The 15,830-nt window shown below is 42.7% G+C and carries 12 protein-coding genes; 4 read left to right on the top strand and 8 right to left on the bottom strand.

All coding sequences use genetic code 11. The features are described from left to right. Positions 1 to 23: 23 nt before the first annotated feature. From bamB to ndk, 8 genes are all read right to left on the bottom strand, one after another. The gene (gene bamB, locus PSH50_RS14845) at positions 24 to 1,202 is read right to left on the bottom strand and encodes an outer membrane protein assembly factor BamB (protein WP_055016096.1); all 1,179 of its coding nucleotides are present in this window, start codon (positions 1,200 to 1,202) and stop codon (positions 24 to 26) included. A gap of 10 nt (positions 1,203 to 1,212) precedes the next feature. Then, on the bottom strand, positions 1,213 to 1,833 hold the full coding sequence (locus PSH50_RS14840) for a tetratricopeptide repeat protein (protein ID WP_138542386.1): 621 nt from the start codon (positions 1,831 to 1,833) through the stop codon (positions 1,213 to 1,215). 19 nt (positions 1,834 to 1,852) lie between these two features. After that, positions 1,853 to 3,133 carry a histidine--tRNA ligase gene (gene hisS / locus PSH50_RS14835; protein WP_138542385.1) on the bottom strand — a complete coding sequence of 427 codons (1,281 nt, stop codon included), beginning with the start codon at positions 3,131 to 3,133 and terminating at the stop codon, positions 1,853 to 1,855. Between the two features lie 137 nt (positions 3,134 to 3,270). Further along, positions 3,271 to 4,389 (bottom strand): flavodoxin-dependent (E)-4-hydroxy-3-methylbut-2-enyl-diphosphate synthase, encoded by a 1,119-nt coding sequence (gene ispG / locus PSH50_RS14830; protein ID WP_273609815.1) that lies wholly within the window; start codon positions 4,387 to 4,389, stop codon positions 3,271 to 3,273. A gap of 5 nt (positions 4,390 to 4,394) precedes the next feature. Next, on the bottom strand, positions 4,395 to 5,291 hold the full coding sequence (locus PSH50_RS14825) for a RodZ domain-containing protein (protein ID WP_273609814.1): 897 nt from the start codon (positions 5,289 to 5,291) through the stop codon (positions 4,395 to 4,397). After that, positions 5,288 to 7,183, bottom strand: a complete 1,896-nt coding sequence (gene pilW / locus PSH50_RS14820; protein ID WP_273586883.1) for a type IV pilus biogenesis/stability protein PilW — start codon at positions 7,181 to 7,183, stop codon at positions 5,288 to 5,290. Before pilW ends, PSH50_RS14825 begins: the two co-directional genes overlap by 4 nt. A gap of 125 nt (positions 7,184 to 7,308) precedes the next feature. After that, positions 7,309 to 8,439, bottom strand: a complete 1,131-nt coding sequence (locus PSH50_RS14815; RefSeq protein WP_004586995.1) for a bifunctional tRNA (adenosine(37)-C2)-methyltransferase TrmG/ribosomal RNA large subunit methyltransferase RlmN — start codon at positions 8,437 to 8,439, stop codon at positions 7,309 to 7,311. 184 nt (positions 8,440 to 8,623) lie between these two features. Next, positions 8,624 to 9,055 carry a nucleoside-diphosphate kinase gene (gene ndk / locus PSH50_RS14810; protein ID WP_004586996.1) on the bottom strand — a complete coding sequence of 144 codons (432 nt, stop codon included), beginning with the start codon at positions 9,053 to 9,055 and terminating at the stop codon, positions 8,624 to 8,626. A gap of 217 nt (positions 9,056 to 9,272) precedes the next feature. Here ndk and yegQ point away from each other — a divergent pair, with 217 nt between their 5' ends. The 4 genes from yegQ to PSH50_RS14790 all read left to right on the top strand — a co-directional run bounded on the left by yegQ (position 9,273) and on the right by PSH50_RS14790 (position 15,785). After that, positions 9,273 to 10,664, top strand: a complete 1,392-nt coding sequence (gene yegQ, locus PSH50_RS14805; RefSeq protein ID WP_273586884.1) for a tRNA 5-hydroxyuridine modification protein YegQ — start codon at positions 9,273 to 9,275, stop codon at positions 10,662 to 10,664. Positions 10,665 to 10,672: 8 nt separating this feature from the next. Then, positions 10,673 to 10,927 (top strand): YfhL family 4Fe-4S dicluster ferredoxin, encoded by a 255-nt coding sequence (locus PSH50_RS14800; RefSeq protein WP_273586885.1) that lies wholly within the window; start codon positions 10,673 to 10,675, stop codon positions 10,925 to 10,927. Positions 10,928 to 11,059: 132 nt separating this feature from the next. After that, positions 11,060 to 12,385, top strand: coding sequence for a PAS domain-containing methyl-accepting chemotaxis protein (locus PSH50_RS14795; RefSeq protein ID WP_248451909.1), 1,326 nt, complete (start codon positions 11,060 to 11,062; stop codon positions 12,383 to 12,385). Between the two features lie 472 nt (positions 12,386 to 12,857). Further along, entirely contained in the window at positions 12,858 to 15,785 is a 2,928-nt protein-coding gene (locus tag PSH50_RS14790) for a TonB-dependent receptor (protein ID WP_273586886.1), read from the top strand. Positions 15,786 to 15,830 lie beyond the last annotated feature (45 nt).

The following is a 15,830-nucleotide window of genomic DNA, read 5'->3' as shown; positions in this document are numbered from 1 at the left end:
AAAAACCTTTAAGTGTTAGCTAGTTAGTTCGGTATTGTAACCGCGCTGACTTCACCATCACGGGTGTATAAAATTAGCTTGTCGTCGGCTACAACTGGCTCTACAAAAAAGCCCGAGCTGTCAAATTCTTCACGAGATACTAACTCGCCAGTGTCTTTGTTTAACCAATGAAGGTTACCTTCTTGGTCACCTAAAGCTAAATGGCTACCTGCTACTGCAGGGCCTGTCAGGTACCAACCACGCAGAGCGGGTTGGCTCCAACGTTCAATACCTGAATTTTTATCTAATGCGTAAATTACGCCTTCGCTATCTACTAGGTAAATAGTTTGGGCATCCATCGCTATTTCGCGATAGCTGCTGTATTCACGTTTCCATACAACATTACCTGAGCGAATATCTACTGCTGCTAGGTTACCGTTATATGCAATAGCATATGCGTAAGGACCGCTAATAATAGGTTGCGTGTCTACATCCACTAAACGCTCAAATTCTGATGCGCCTTTAGCAACGGCAATTTCTGCGCTCCATGCTGAGTAGCCGCTTTCTGAAATAAGCACACTTAGTTTGCCTGTTTCTAGGCCCAGTAACACCCCACCGTTTGCTACAGTTGGCGAGCTTTGGCCACGTAATGTAAGCGGGGGGACTTCTTGCTCAAAGTTCCAGCGCTCTTCGCCTGTATCTGGGTGAAGTGCTAATAATTTACCCGAGCCTAAGTTTACAAAAATTAGGCCATCGCCTGCGGCTGGTTTAGACAGCGCTTCGCCAGGTACATTTTTACGCCATACTTCTTCACCGGTTTCACGGTCAAGCGCAATAATAAAGCCGTGCTCAGAGCCTACGTAAATTTTACCATAAGCTTGTAGTATACCGCCTGATAATTTTGCAGTGCCGTTATCTGACCATGGCCAAAACGATACGTCTTCACGTATGTCGGTTTCCCATAGTGTATCGCCATTAGTAAGCGACAGCGCTTCAATTTGGCCTTCGCGGCTGGCTACATAAATAGTGTCTTTGTAAACAGCAGGCGATAAGCGAGAAAAATAATGCTCTACACCACTGCCAACCGACTCTTGCCACACTACCTCTGTTTCAAACTGATTAACAATTTCAGGAAGTACTAACTCGTCTTCGTCATCACTTGATGAGCAACCCATAAGTGTTGCCATACATAGTGCGAGCGTTGCTGTTGTTATTTTTTTCATACCTAAAACCTTATGCCGCTGGGCTAGTTACTGCTAGGTCGTCTAATTTAATTTGTAATAAAGGGTTTGTTGCTGAGCCCGCTGCTTCAGCCGCTGCTTGGTATGCAGAGCGAGCTTGGTCTTTATTACCTTGCGCAATGTAAATATCGCCTTTAAGTTCTGCTACATTGGCGCTGTATGCCTCTGGTAGTGGCGAGTTTAAGGTGCTTAGAGCTTCGTCAAACTTACTTTGCGCAAGTTGAATACGGGCTAAACGCGTAATTGCGATGGCTTTAAGCTCTTCGCTTTGGGCGTTTGTAACAATCCAGCTTAGTTTTTCGCTAGCTAAGTCTAATTTTTTTGCATCAACAGCGTCTTTTGCCGCAACAAAAGCGGCTAAAGTTGCATAGCTTGTGTCTTGGTTGTTTTTAATGAATGTATCGGCCGCGCCAAGTACATCGTCACTTTGTACAAGTGTTGTATATTCGTCAGACGCTTGCTCAGCCGTTGTAATTTGGTTTTGGTTGTAGGCTTTCCAGCCGTATAATCCGCCTAAACCCACAATTACACCTAGCGCAAGTGAAATACCGTTTTCGCGAAAAAAGCGCTTAATGGCTTCTGCTTGTTGTTCTTCTGTTGAATAAATGTCCATTATTACCTCTTAAGTTAGCTTAGCTATTGATAAGCTCAGCTAATAGCGCTTTAGCTTGTTCTAATTCTAGTGTGACTTGCTCTTTACGTTCACGTAAATATTTGATGGTCACAACGCCTTTTTCTAATTCATCTTCGCCGATAATAACAGCCACTAGTGCATCGCTTTTATCAGCTCGTTTTAGTTGTTTTTTAAAGTTACCGCCGCCAGCATGCACCATAACGCGTAAACCTGGCACGTCGCTACGCAATTGAGCTGCAATGGCTGGGGCTTGAATGCTTGCTTTGTCGCCCATTGCCGCTAAATATACATCAGCATTGCGGCGAATGTCACCTACACACTCAAGTGCTTGGAGTAACAGCACTAAACGCTCTAGGCCCATTGCAAAACCTACCGCTGGGGTGGCTTTACCGCCAAGTTGCTCTACTAAGCCATCGTAGCGTCCGCCGGCACATACTGTACCTTGTGCGCCAAGGCTATCTGTTACCCATTCAAACACGGTGCGGTTATAGTAGTCTAAACCACGTACTAACTTTTCATTAACCGTGTATATGACGCCAGCTGCGTCTAAACGTTCACATAAATTTGCAAAATGTTCTTTTGATTCAGCATCTAAATGCTCAGACAATTTAGGTGCATCCACTAAGATTGCTTGCACGTCTGGATTTTTGCTATCAAGTACACGTAATGGGTTTGAATACATACGGCGTTTTGAGTCTTCGTCAAGCACGTCGGTATGTTGTTCAAGGTAGGCAACCAGTGCATCGCGGTAATCGGCGCGCGCTTCGTTAGATCCTAGCGAGTTAAGCTCTAAACGTACGTGCTCGCTAATGCCAAACGCTTTCCATAATTGGGCTGTTAATAAAATAACTTCTGCGTCTATGTCGGCTGTGGCAATACCAAATGTTTCTAAACCAAATTGGTGAAACTGACGGTAACGACCTTTTTGCGGGCGTTCATGGCGAAACATTGGGCCCATGTACCAGAGGCGTTGCTCTTGGTTGTACAGTAAACCATTTTGGTTACCTGCACGTACACATACTGCGGTGCCTTCTGGGCGAAGTGTTAGCAAATCGCCGTTACGATCGGCAAAAGTGTACATTTCTTTTTCTACTATATCGGTTACTTCACCAATAGAGCGTTTAAATAAATCGGTTGATTCTACAATAGGAAAACGAATTTCTTGATAACCGAACGATGCCACTGTCTCGCGTAAAATGTTTTCTACTTTCTGCCAAACTTGCGTGTCGCCCGGCAGACAATCGTTCATACCGCGAACTGCCTGAATTTGTTTTGCCACTGATAAATCCTAATTACTGTTTATGTGTAATAAAAAAATGCTTACACAACAAGAATGCTAAAAATTGACCTGACATTATAGCGTTTTAGCTATAAAGGTAAACGCCAAACACCGCTGTTTGGCGCTTTATGCGGTATTTATTCGACTATTTTAACGTCGATAGGTGTTTGCTGCTCTTTTTGAGCAATAAAGTCGCGCACGTAGCCTTCAAGTTGGTCAACAATGTTGTTGTTATCTATACGTACTTTTTGGCGTTCGCCGTTAATGTATAAACCTGAGCGACGATTTGCACCGGCTAGGCCAATATCACTTACTAGTGCTTCACCTGGGCCGTTAACGACACAACCAATTACTGAAACAGACATTGGCTCAACCACATCTTCAAGGCGTTCTTCAAGCTGGTTCATGGTGCTCACTACATCAAATTCTTGGCGTGAGCAGCTAGGGCAGGCAATAAAGTTAATACCGCGTGAGCGTATACGCAGCGATTTTAGAATATCAAAGCCTACTTTTATTTCTTGTACTGGATCGGCAGCAAGCGATACACGCAGCGTATCACCAATACCTTCAGCAAGTAGCATACCAAGGCCAACAGCTGATTTTACCGAACCTGAGCGCATGCCGCCAGCTTCAGTGATCCCTAAATGCAATGGCTGATCTATTTCTTTAGCCAGTAAACGATATGCGCCTACCGCTAAAAATACGTCTGACGCTTTTACGGATATTTTAAACTGATCAAAATCAAGGCGACGTAATATATCTACATGGCGCATTGCTGATTCGAGTAATGCCTCGGGTGTTGGCTCGCCGTATTTTTCTTGTAAGTCGCGCTCTAATGAGCCGCCATTTACACCAATACGAATAGGAATATTATGCTCGCGCGCTGAGTCTACAACAGCTCTAATGCGCTCTTCACTACCTATATTCCCTGGGTTTATGCGCAGGCAATCTACGCCGTATTTTGCCACTTTTAACGCTATGCGGTAATCAAAGTGAATATCGGCTACAAGCGGTATACTAACTTGCTCTTTTATACTTTTAAACGCTTCTGCAGCATCCATTGTTGGTACAGATACACGCACTATATCGGCGCCGGCATCTTGTATTGCTTGGATTTGCGCAACCGTGGCATCTATATCTAGGGTGTCGGTATTGGTCATCGACTGCACGGCAATAGGGGCTCCGTCACCAATAGGCACGTTGCCTACATTGATGCGGGTTGATTTTCTGCGTTTAATTGGAGATTCTGAAAACATAGCGACTACTCTGCTAATGGTAATTTAAATTTGGCTAAACGATTTTTAGGATAACCAGAGATATCAACTGGTTCGCCGTTTAGAGAAACACTAACTACGTCGTGCTTACCTAGCACAACTGAAAAAGGCGGGGTACCGCTTACAGCCATTTTATAGCCTGCTTTTTTTACGCCAAATGCAATGCGCTCACCCTCGCCATCGTGTATTTCTACCCAGCTCTCATCGTTAAACACCATGTTAATTGTACTGGTGTTACTTTGCGTGTCGGGCTCGTTAGTGGCTGCTTGGGTGTCAGCGGCAATAGGCGCCGTGGCATTAACGGCTTCACTTAAGGGGACTTGTTCAGCGCTTATAGGCATCACCGCCGGTGTGCGCTCAACAGCCTGCGTTGCTTGCATCTGTGAGGTGTTCTGACTTTCGTTATTTAGCGCGTTGTTAGTTTGCTGGTTATCTAAAATTGAATTTTCAATATTGATTGTGCTTGTTTGCTCATCGATAGGGGTGGCATTTTGCCAAAACCATAAGGCAGATGAGCCAATAACAATGGCTAAAATAATGTAGCTCACCAGCATTAGGCGGCTGTCGTGGGCTTCTTTTTCTGTGCGGCGCGAAAAGCTTTGCATGTTAGCCGGCTTTGTAGGCTCAGGCGGTGCAGGCAATCTAGCTAATATAGGGGCGCTATCGACGTGTAGTTCACGGCAATAGTTTTTAATGTAGCCTTTTACAAAGGTAATAGGGCCTAACGTTTGGTACTGATCGCTTTCTAAGCGTTGTAACTGAGAAATAGAAAGCTTAAGTGGGCCAGTAAGTGACTCTAAGCTTACATTAGCCTGCTCTCTGTGCGCTTTTAATAGTTGCCCAACACTTGGCTCATCGCTTTGTTGCGTAGTTTCTTCTGTCATAATAGGTACGAATTTGGATCCACTAGTAATAGTCTGTGCCCAGGTGTAAGTTCTATATCTGGGCTTAATTTATTCCATCGCATTAATTCATCAATTAATACATGCCGCTGGGTAGCTATGTCGTAAAGGGTATCGCCAGCTTTAATCTCGTAATAAATATTAGGATCGTTTAAATAAATTTTACTTCCGTTGATAACACGATCCGACTCCTTTAGACCATTCCACTGCAGGAGTTTTTGTAGTTTAACATTGTATCGCACTGAAATGCTAAATAGGTTTTCACCAAACTCAATAATATGAAAAGGCACCTTTAAGGGGGGGACTTTTGGATTAAGCATTGGTGGCACTTGTTTTACACTTGGTTGATAGTTTTTGAGTGTAATGTCTTGGTTGTAGCTGTATGAATTACCACTAAATACAGCACTGTCTTTTTTAGCCTCGTAAAATACAACCGCATTATTTAAGCCCGTATTCTGTGGGCCATTTGCAGCAGAACGTGCATTTTGTGGAGTATTAAAGTTAGCTTGTTTTGGTGCGCCAAATGAAATTATTTTTACTTCGTCATCCTCTTTAGCTGTTTGTGTAGCGGCAGTTTTTGGCGGCTCAGCTTTGGTTTTAGACGTGTGTTGCGCTGGGTGATCCGTTGTTAATGCCATAAGCACGGCTGCGGTATCTGTTTTAGACTCTGCAGGTGTAGGCTTGTTTACCTCTTGGGCAGGTTGTTCTTTGTTAATTTCAGGCATCTGGGCAGTATTTTTTACGGTTGGAGCCGCTGCCGCAGCTGGCACTACTGCTTTAGTTGTTGTAACTACTTTAGTTTGCGCGGGTTGTGGGGCTGGCGTGAGAGTGTTAGCGTCATCACTTTGCTCAGCTACGCTTTTTTGTTTGTTTACAGCGGCGATGGTTGCCTGCGCGCTTGGCGTCTCATTTAATACTGAGCTTGAAGGCTCAACCCCTGAGGAAATTAAGCTGGTCGAATTATCGGTAGTTGGGCGTTTTTTACGAATAATTTTAATTTGTGGTTGCTCAACACTAATTTGCTCTTCGCCGTACTGCTCTTGAAGCTCTTCAAGCTGCGCTTTACGGTATTTTTCGCGCAGTATTTCAAACTCAGTTTGTTTGGTACGATTATCGCGAATAGCATAGGCTTGCTTACTTGTCGGATAAGTTTGCATTATGGTGGCGGCAATTTTTTCTGCTTCTTCTATTCTGCCCATTCGCTGCTTAATTAAATAACCAAGCAATAAAGCCCGTGCAGAGACACGGCCGGTGTCGTCATGGCGCTTTAGTACTTCGCTGGCTTTATGCAAATCGCTTTTAGCATAAAAAAGGGCGGCTAAGCTTATTAGGGTCGATGTACGTTGCGAGCTGTGATTAAGTGCTTGTTTAAAGTAACTCTCTGCATTTTCAAAGTCGTTAAATTCAATGGCACATAATGCAAGGTTTTCGTAGCTTTCGGCAACGCGTATATAGCTTGGAATATCAATTGCTTTTAAAAACTGATCGGTTGCGCGATCATACTCTTCAATGCTACATAAAAACACACCGTAGTTATTAAGCGTATTCGGATCGTCAGGCTTAATTGCTAGTGCTTTTTGATAGGCTTTATCGGCACGCTCTTTTTCGCCTACTTGTTGGTAATAATAAGCAAGAGAGTAATGTACTTCAGGCAGATTAGGGGCAAATTCTATAGCTCGCTCAAGGTTGTACTTTGCTTGCGAGTTGTTGCCTGTTTCTAAATATTGTAAAGCGAGGGCGATACGAGTGCGTGCTGCGCCTGCATTATTGATTTTGTTTTCGACGACGGGTTTGTCACTGCCGTTATAACTACTTTCACTTACACATCCGCTAAGGGCTAGTGTTGAAAGTGTTAAAGCAAGTAAAGATCGCATTACCTTGTCTCTGTTTTTCTATCCATAGCGTCTATCTTACCTAAAACCCTTAGTGTTGCATCATTTATTTAAAAATAAACAACTTAACCACCCTGCATAAGCTATTTACGCAGGGTGGTTACAGATTACGCCTGCTGGATATTTACACTAATGGCGTTATCGTCGCGCATTTTCTTTTTCGCCATACGTTTAGTACGGTCAACAACATCGCCGGCTAATTGCCCACAGGCGGCGTCAATATCGTCACCACGAGTACGGCGCACAATACACGTAATACCCGCAGCTTGTAAAACCTTAGAAAAACGGTCAATACGGCTGTTGCTAGAGCGTGTGTATTCGTTACCCGGGAACGGGTTAAACGGAATAAGGTTAACTTTAGAAGGTGTACCTTTAAGCGTTTTAACCAGCTCATGGGCTTGGTCGGTGCTGTCGTTAACGCCATTTAGCATAACGTATTCAATGGTCACGTCTTTATTTGCTTTAGAGCCATCGATATAACGACGACACGCGGCTAAAAACTCTTCAATTGGGTACTTTTTATTAATTGGTACAAGTACGTCACGCAGAGCGTTATCGGGAGCGTGAAGTGAAATAGCAAGTGCTACGTCTATTTTTTCTTTTAATAAATCAAGCGCAGGTACAACCCCTGAGGTACTTAATGTGACGCGGCGCTTAGATAAGCCAAAGCCCCAGTCGTCCATCATAAGTTCCATCGCCGGCACTACGTTTTTAATATTAAGTAGAGGCTCGCCCATACCCATCATTACTACGTTGGTAACTGGGCGTTTTTCGCTATTGCCATCAAGGCCTATGTCTTTAGCTACACGCCAAACTTGGCCAATAATTTCAGACACTTTAAGGTTACGGTTAAAGCCTTGTTGCGCAGTTGAACAAAACGTACACTCAAGGGCACAACCCACTTGCGAAGATACACACAAAGTGGCGCGGTCTTTTTCTGGGATCCATACAGCTTCAACTTCTTGGCCGCCATCAAGCACTAATGCGTACTTAATTGTGCCGTCGCTTGCTTGCTGGCGAACAGAGATTTCTGGCGCAACAATTTCGCATTCGTTTTTAAGCTTTTCTTTAAGCTTTTTATTAACGTTGCTCATGTCGTCAAAGTTATCAACGCCAAAATGATAAATCCATTTCATCACCTGGTCGCCACGAAATGGCTTTTCACCGAATGATACAAATAGCTCGCGCATTGCATCTCGGTTTAAATCTAATAAGTTAATCTTTTTTTGCTCGGTCATGAAACAACCTCAATCGGTGACGGTGGAGATAAAATTTACAAGGGCGAATTGTACACAATTCACCCACTTTAATCATTAAGTAAAATATCAAAAATGCACTTAAGGATACTTTACGTAATGACTAAAAAAGGGCTCGAAAGCCCTTTTCTTACTTTGCATTACAGCGTTAACTGTAAAACTCGAATTAACGAGTACGTGGGCAAAGCTCTTCGTCAGCGAAGAAGTACGCGATTTCGCGAGCAGCAGATTCAACAGCGTCAGAACCGTGAACAGCGTTTTCGTCGATGCTATCAGCGTAGTCTGCACGTAAAGTACCTGCTAGTGCTTCAGCTGGGTTAGTAGCACCCATGATTTCGCGGTTTTTAAGAACAGCGTTTTCGCCTTCAAGAACGGTAACCATTACTGGACCAGATGTCATGAAAGATACTAAAGCACCGAAGAAAGGACGCTCGCTGTGCTCTGCGTAGAAACCTTCTGCTTTCTCTTTTGAAAGGTGAACCATTTTAGCTGCAACGATTTTAAGACCCGCAGTTTCGAAACGGTTGTAGATTGCGCCGATGTGGTTTTTTGCTACTGCATCAGGTTTTACGATTGAGAAAGTACGCTCTAAAGCCATCTTTATGCTCCAATAATTTTTAAATAAAAGTGTGAATATTTACGGGCGCGAATTATACGCGTTTTAATTGAAAAAACCTAATTTTATTAAAAACCAGTTTGGTTGCAGTTTTATGATCTTGATCAAAAGCACAATGTTTGGCGCATTTATAATGCCGCGCTTGTAAATTAATTAATCATGTAACCGACGTGTACTCGGTTAGCTGTATGGAGCGCATATGCCAGCTGTTTCTTCTGTAACTTCTTTTATTCCAGAACTGTTATCCCCTGCGGGGAGTTTAAAAAACATGCGCTACGCCTTTGCATATGGAGCTGATGCTGTTTACGCCGGCCAGCCTCGCTACAGTTTGCGGGTACGTAATAATGAGTTTGATTTAGAGACATTACAAATAGGGATTAATGAAGCCCATGCGCAAAATAAAAAGTTTTATGTGGTTTCAAATATTGCTCCGCATAACGCAAAGGTTAAATCGTATTTACGTGATATAGAACCAGTGATTGCTATGGGCCCCGATGCGCTGATTATGTCAGATCCTGGGCTCATTATGCTTGTTCGTGAAAAGTGGCCAGCTATGCCTATTCACCTATCGGTGCAAGCAAATGCAGTTAATTATGCAAGTGTTCAATTTTGGGCAAAACAAGGTATTGAGCGGGTTATTTTATCCCGCGAGCTCTCGCTTGAAGAAATAAAAGAAATACGTACGCTTTGCCCAGACACCGAACTTGAAGTATTTGTGCATGGTGCGCTGTGTATGGCGTATTCTGGGCGCTGTTTGCTCTCGGGTTATATTAACAAGCGCGACCCTAACCAAGGCACCTGCACGAATGCCTGCCGCTGGAATTACGATGTAAAACCAGGCGTTGAAAACGAAACGGGTGAGATGGTGCATAAAATTGATCCGAACCAAGTTATTCCTACTCTTGGTGAAGGTGCGTCAAGTAGCGAAGTATTTATGTTAGAGGAACAAGGTCGCCCTGGTGAGTATATGCCTGCATTTGAGGATGAACATGGTACGTATATTATGAATTCAAAAGATTTACGCGCCGTACAATACGTAGAGCAGTTAACAAAAATGGGTGTACATAGTTTAAAAATAGAAGGGCGGACAAAATCGTTTTATTACGTAGCGCGCACCGCGCAAGTATACCGTAAAGCCATAGATGATGCGGCATCGGGTAAACCATTCGATACTCACTTATTTAAAACACTTGAGAACTTAGCGCATAGAGGCTACACCGAAGGCTTTTTAAAGCGCCATGCCCACCAAGATTATCAAAACTATGAATACGGTCACTCTGTATCAACTAAGCAGCAATTTGTTGGGGAAGTAATAGGGCGCCATGCTGATGGTTTAGTTGAAATAGAGGTAAAAAATAAATTTTGCACAGGCCACTCACTTGAACTGATGACACCACAAGGGAACATTATTTTTGAACTTGAATACATGCAAAACAAAAAGGGCGAAAGTATTAGTGATGCAAAAGGCTCTGGGCATCACGTTAAAATTCGATTAGATACACGCATTAATTTAGAGCACGCAATATTAATGCGCAATTTAGATGAGCACCAAGATACCCGCAACCCCTATAAAAAAGTAGCAAGTGAGTAAGCGCTAGCATGGCACTATTTATAAATGACAAGTGCATTAACTGTGATGTATGTGTAGATGAGTGCCCCAACAGCGCGATTTTTATGGGAGAAGAAATCTACCAAATAGACCCAGATAAGTGCACTGAATGTGTGGGGCATTACGATAAACCAACGTGTGTCATAGTGTGCCCTATTAATTGCATTAAAAGCGATCCTTTAAATAGGGAGTCACTTGAGCAACTCGCACAAAAGTATGTAAACCTAGTTGAAAGTGAAGGCTGAGCACATAATAAGGAACATATGCTTACAAATTTAGCAAAAAATTAGCTTAAATTACTTATTAATTATCGCGTTATCATTAATACCTCCTATACTGGAAGTAACTTGATTTAGTGTTTTTTGGTAGGGAAATTAATGTTTTTTTCAAAAGGTAAGCAAAACGAAATAGCCGCTTTAAAAGCTCAGTTGTACCCTTTAGAGCAAGTGTGGGAAGGGCTTTACAAAGAAATGCTGGTACTTAATGTACTTTATGATGGGCGAATTTCGCATGCTAACGATAACTTTTTAAACGCATTAGGTTATAACGAAGATAATTTAACAAATAATCAGCTAGGCGATTTTATTGCTGATCAGTCGCGGTTATCACCTGAATACGAAGAACTTGAAAAAGCATTCCAAAAAGAAGGGCACTGGAGTGGGGCTATTGAATTTGTTCGCCAAGATGGCAATGCAGAGTGGCTAAGATTAATTGTGCACCCAGTGGTGGGTGAGCAAAATCAGTTATTATATTTTTCGGTGTTTGGCACCGTACTTACTAAAACCATTACAACCTCTCGTGAACAAAGCGACACAATAAAAGCGATTTATCGCTCTATGGCTGTGATTGAATTTGATTTACAGGGGCATGTGTTGACGGCAAACGATCAGTTTTTGTCAGCCATGGGGTACAGTGAATCAGAAATAATTGGCCAGCATCACCGGGTGTTTTGTGAAACCGAAGAAGCTAATTCGGCTGAATACCAACAGTTTTGGAGCAAGCTTAGGCAAGGCCAATTTATTGCTGACAGGTTTAAACGCATAGATAAATATGGCAATGTAATTTGGTTAGAAGCCACCTACAACCCTATTTCGAATGATGCGGATCAGCTTTATAAGGTAATGAAATTTGCCACCGTAATTACTGAGCAAGTAAACCGTGAAATTGCTATTTCGCAAGCAGCCGAAATAGCCTATGGCACCTCTACAGAAACAGATAAAACCGCAGAGCGTGGCAGCTGCGTATTACAAGAAACCGTATCTGTTATGAACGAGCTGGCTGTAAACATGGAGCAAGCAGCTAACGAAATTTCGGCGCTGGATCAACAATCTCAACAAATAGCCAGCATAGTACAAAGCATAAGTAGTATTGCCGAGCAAACCAACTTACTTGCACTCAATGCTGCAATAGAGGCTGCGCGTGCAGGAGAGCAAGGGCGCGGGTTTGCTGTGGTTGCTGATGAAGTAAGGCATTTAGCGTCAAGAACGTCAAAAGCAACAGAAGAAATTGTGGAAGTGGTGCAGCGTAATCAGTCACAAACTCAAAGTACGGTAGCGGTTATTGAGCAAGGCAAAGAAAAAGCAGAGCAAGGTTTAGCTCTTTCTAAAGAGTCGGGTGAGGTTATGGCAGAAATTCAAGATGGAGCCCAAAAAGTGGTTAATGCGGTGGGCCAATTTACCAGCCAATTAAACTCTAATAACTGATTGAGTAAATACGTTTAAACAACAAGCATAAAATAAAACCGCGAAAGCGGTTTTTTGCTTTAACAAGAATGCGTACCGGCACATATTAAGTAATTTGAACTGTGGGTAATAAACCTATCTCTGGCTAGAGAAAATAAATTTAACTATCACTGTAATTTAATTTGTTAGTAAGTCTCTTAACCGGAGTTTAGGTTAAGTAAAGCGGCGGGTAATATTTTTATAACAAGGGGTTATTTCCACTTTAGGTAGCATTAAAAATAGCTTAAAAACGGGCGCATAAACCCTAATAAGAATAAATAGTGAGGTGTGAGTTATTTTTTAACCACAGTTGAGACTAAATTAAGCCAAGCGTTAACAATACATTAAGTTTCGCCATGTAAACTTTGCAGCAATTTGCCATTACGTACTGCAATACGCTAATGGATCACTGATTTGCTTAGCCTAAGCAATTTAAATGGAATAGCTGTAAAAAATGATTAATTGCCTACGTCATTACCCTTTATCTAAAGTATACAAATCTTTATTTTGCGCATCACTTATTACCTCAAGCCCGTTTAGCTTAGCTGATGATGCTGCCTCACAAAACGCTAAAACACTGCTTAAAAAAAATATGGAAGTAATTGAGGTACGGGGCATACGCTCAAGCATGGCTGAGAACTTAGATGTTAAGCGTATGTCTGGCTCTGTGGTGGATGCAATTACGGCCGAAGATATTGGCAAATTTCCTGATAAAAATGTAGCGGATTCGTTGCAGCGAGTACCTGGCGTTGTTATTGAACGCGATGGCGGAGAAGGGGCATCGGTGAGTATTCGTGGTTTATCATCTGAGCTTACATTTACTCAGCTTAATGGCAATTTTATAGCCTCATCACCCGGGGAGCCTTCTCGCTCGTTCGATTACACTTTACTGCCTTCTGCCATGATAGAAAGCGTAGAAGTGTATAAATCGCCAGAAGCGCGTTTAGATGAAGGCGGCGTGGGCGGCACAGTATTAATGCATAGCCGCAAGCCTTTAAGCATGGAGGCAAACTCAGGTGTATTTAACGTTGAATCTACTTACGCCGATGTGACAAAAGAGTACGAGCCGCAATTTAGTGGCTTATATTCGTGGAAAAATGACGACGACACCTTTGGCGTATTAGTGGGTTATACCTATCAAGAGCGTACTAATCGCACTTTAACAGGCAGCACCGATGCAAATGTATGGCGTTACACGGGTGGCGGTCAACCTACTGATATTAATGGTAATGCCGTTGATAACAATAACGGGTGGGATACGATAAGTGATGCCAGCGGTAATCGTTATGATGGCGTGTGGTTTCCGCAAGTTGTACGTGGCTCTGTGCTTAATGAAAAACGTGAGCGTGAAGGTATTCAATTTAGTACACAATGGCGCCCAACTAATCGCTTAGAGCTAGGGTTTAACTACTTTGGTTTTACACTCGGGCAAGACAGAACCGAATCAGTCATTGATACTCCTGAGTGGTCACTCAATCCTGATTTTTTAACCGCAGTAAACTTGGATGAAACAGGCACCATTGCAACGGGTATGCAATACAATGCCAGTGCTAGCGGTGTTGAAAACGATATGCAATTTCCGTGGATGCGTGGCAGTTATGTACGAGAAGAGTCTACTTCCGATACTATCGATTTTAATTTAACCTATGAAGGCGATAGCTTTAAAGCCCGCTTTGTTATTGGTAACACTCAATCTGAGGGCGGCCCTGAAGAAAGCTGGGAAGCCGCTTATAAAAGCTCAAACGCCGGTGAAAACGAAACCGTTATTCAAAACGCATCGCAAAGCGCAGCGTGGTCTTTAAATGAAAATAATGTATCGCTGAGTATTGATCCCAACACATTAGCTAACTTGCAAAGTGGCTTGGGCGGCGGGCGTGATGCTGGTTCGTCAAATTCAAGCTTTGTGCGCAGCGAACTCGAAGAGGATTATTATCAAGCCGACATCGACTTTTATGTTGATTGGGGGTTTTTAAAAACGATTAGAACCGGGGCTAAATATCGCCATGCCAATTTACACCGCGAGACCGGTAATACGTTTTTTTTAGATCCTAACTTTGATATTGCTGCAGGTGAAGCGAGCGAGCAAGGTATAACGCAATTTGATAGCTACCAATGGAATGGCGGTATGCCACTTGCCGAGGATGTGTTTATTAATCAAACCAATATAGTTGGCGGGTTTAATATAAACCAAATGCCCAGCATAGATTGGGATAAATACCGAGATTTAGTAACCGATAACTACACGCCTTATACCCGCATAGAAGATAACTTTGTATACGATATTGAAGAAAAAATATCAGCGTTTTACATTCAAGGCGATTTTGAATTTAGTGAAGTAAGAGGTAATTTAGGTGTGCGCGTAGTACAAACTAAAACCTTAACCTCTTCTACCGATTTATATACTTATCAACTTGATCACACCAATGATGAAACAGGCGAGCCGGTAACTGGCGATGCGCGTTTTGTAGAAGACTATCAGTTGGTTACACAAAAAAATACCGATACACAAATTCTGCCAAGCTTTAACATAGCGTGGGATGCCACCGACGATTTAGTAATTAGAGGCGCTATTGCTAAAGTGATGGCGCGACCAGATTACAGCGATTTAGGCTCGCAGCAGCGTATTACGTTTGTATCAAATGAATGGGCAGAAGACAGAGCCGCATTCAACGAACTTGCAGGTTTTAGTGGTAGTGGCGGTAATAAAAATTTAAAACCTTTTGAATCAGTGCAGGCCGATTTATCTATTGAATATTATTACGCCGAGGGCTCTGCATTGGGGTTAGCGCTGTTTCATAAAAAGGTTGATAACTTTGTTGTGCCGCTGGTAATCGATATGCAGCAAGAGTTTGCAGGCAAAGAAAATATAGTAGACAGCGGTGTAATTACCGTTGCGCCATACAGCACAGTGGGCAATGGCACCGATGCGGTATCAAAAGGGGCTGAAGTATTTATTCAACATGCATTTGCAGGTGGTTTTGGCTTTTATGCTAATTACACCTATAACAAAACCAATAAAGCCGATGTGAGTGTAAATGGTGAAGAATTTGGCCAATCGCCATTAATTGGAAGCGCTAAATACCAATACAACACCTCCGCTTATTACGAAGGCGAGTACTTTACTCTTCGCGCGTCGTACAATAAACGCGGCGAAACAGTACTTGGCTTAAACAGCGGTTTAAATGTATACCAAGACCCTTACGAGCAAGTTGATGTAAATGCCGCCATTAATATATCTGATGGCTTAAGTTTAACAGCTTCTGTTATTAACTTAACTAAATCGGAAACTGTTACGCGTTTAGGTGATGATAGCGATGCGCGTTTATTAAGTTCAAGTTACTCAGGTAGGCGCTACTACGCGGGTATAAATTATAGTTTTTAAAGGAGCAACCTAAGCCCGTTATACTAGGCTTAGGTTGCCATTTTG

Source organism: Pseudoalteromonas sp. Angola-7 (genome assembly GCF_028599255.1).
GTDB classification, from domain to species: Bacteria; Pseudomonadota; Gammaproteobacteria; order Enterobacterales; family Alteromonadaceae; genus Pseudoalteromonas; species Pseudoalteromonas atlantica.
The sequence above is the reverse complement of the archived record's forward strand: the minus strand, read 5'-3'. Positions and strand labels throughout refer to the sequence as shown.

What these genes read in the sequence shown, in the direction of transcription:
- bamB (WP_055016096.1), bottom strand. Translation starts at nt 1,202, where the DNA reads ATGAAAAAAATAACAACAGCAACGCTCGCACTATGTATGGCAACACTT.
- PSH50_RS14840 (WP_138542386.1), bottom strand. Translation starts at nt 1,833, where the DNA reads ATGGACATTTATTCAACAGAAGAACAACAAGCAGAAGCCATTAAGCGC.
- ispG (WP_273609815.1), bottom strand. Translation starts at nt 4,389, where the DNA reads ATGTTTTCAGAATCTCCAATTAAACGCAGAAAATCAACCCGCATCAAT.
- PSH50_RS14825 (WP_273609814.1), bottom strand. Translation starts at nt 5,291, where the DNA reads ATGACAGAAGAAACTACGCAACAAAGCGATGAGCCAAGTGTTGGGCAA.
- pilW (WP_273586883.1), bottom strand. Translation starts at nt 7,183, where the DNA reads ATGCGATCTTTACTTGCTTTAACACTTTCAACACTAGCCCTTAGCGGA.
- PSH50_RS14815 (WP_004586995.1), bottom strand. Translation starts at nt 8,439, where the DNA reads ATGACCGAGCAAAAAAAGATTAACTTATTAGATTTAAACCGAGATGCA.
- ndk (WP_004586996.1), bottom strand. Translation starts at nt 9,055, where the DNA reads ATGGCTTTAGAGCGTACTTTCTCAATCGTAAAACCTGATGCAGTAGCA.
- yegQ (WP_273586884.1), top strand. Translation starts at nt 9,273, where the DNA reads ATGCCAGCTGTTTCTTCTGTAACTTCTTTTATTCCAGAACTGTTATCC.
- PSH50_RS14800 (WP_273586885.1), top strand. Translation starts at nt 10,673, where the DNA reads ATGGCACTATTTATAAATGACAAGTGCATTAACTGTGATGTATGTGTA.
- PSH50_RS14795 (WP_248451909.1), top strand. Translation starts at nt 11,060, where the DNA reads ATGTTTTTTTCAAAAGGTAAGCAAAACGAAATAGCCGCTTTAAAAGCT.
- PSH50_RS14790 (WP_273586886.1), top strand. Translation starts at nt 12,858, where the DNA reads ATGATTAATTGCCTACGTCATTACCCTTTATCTAAAGTATACAAATCT.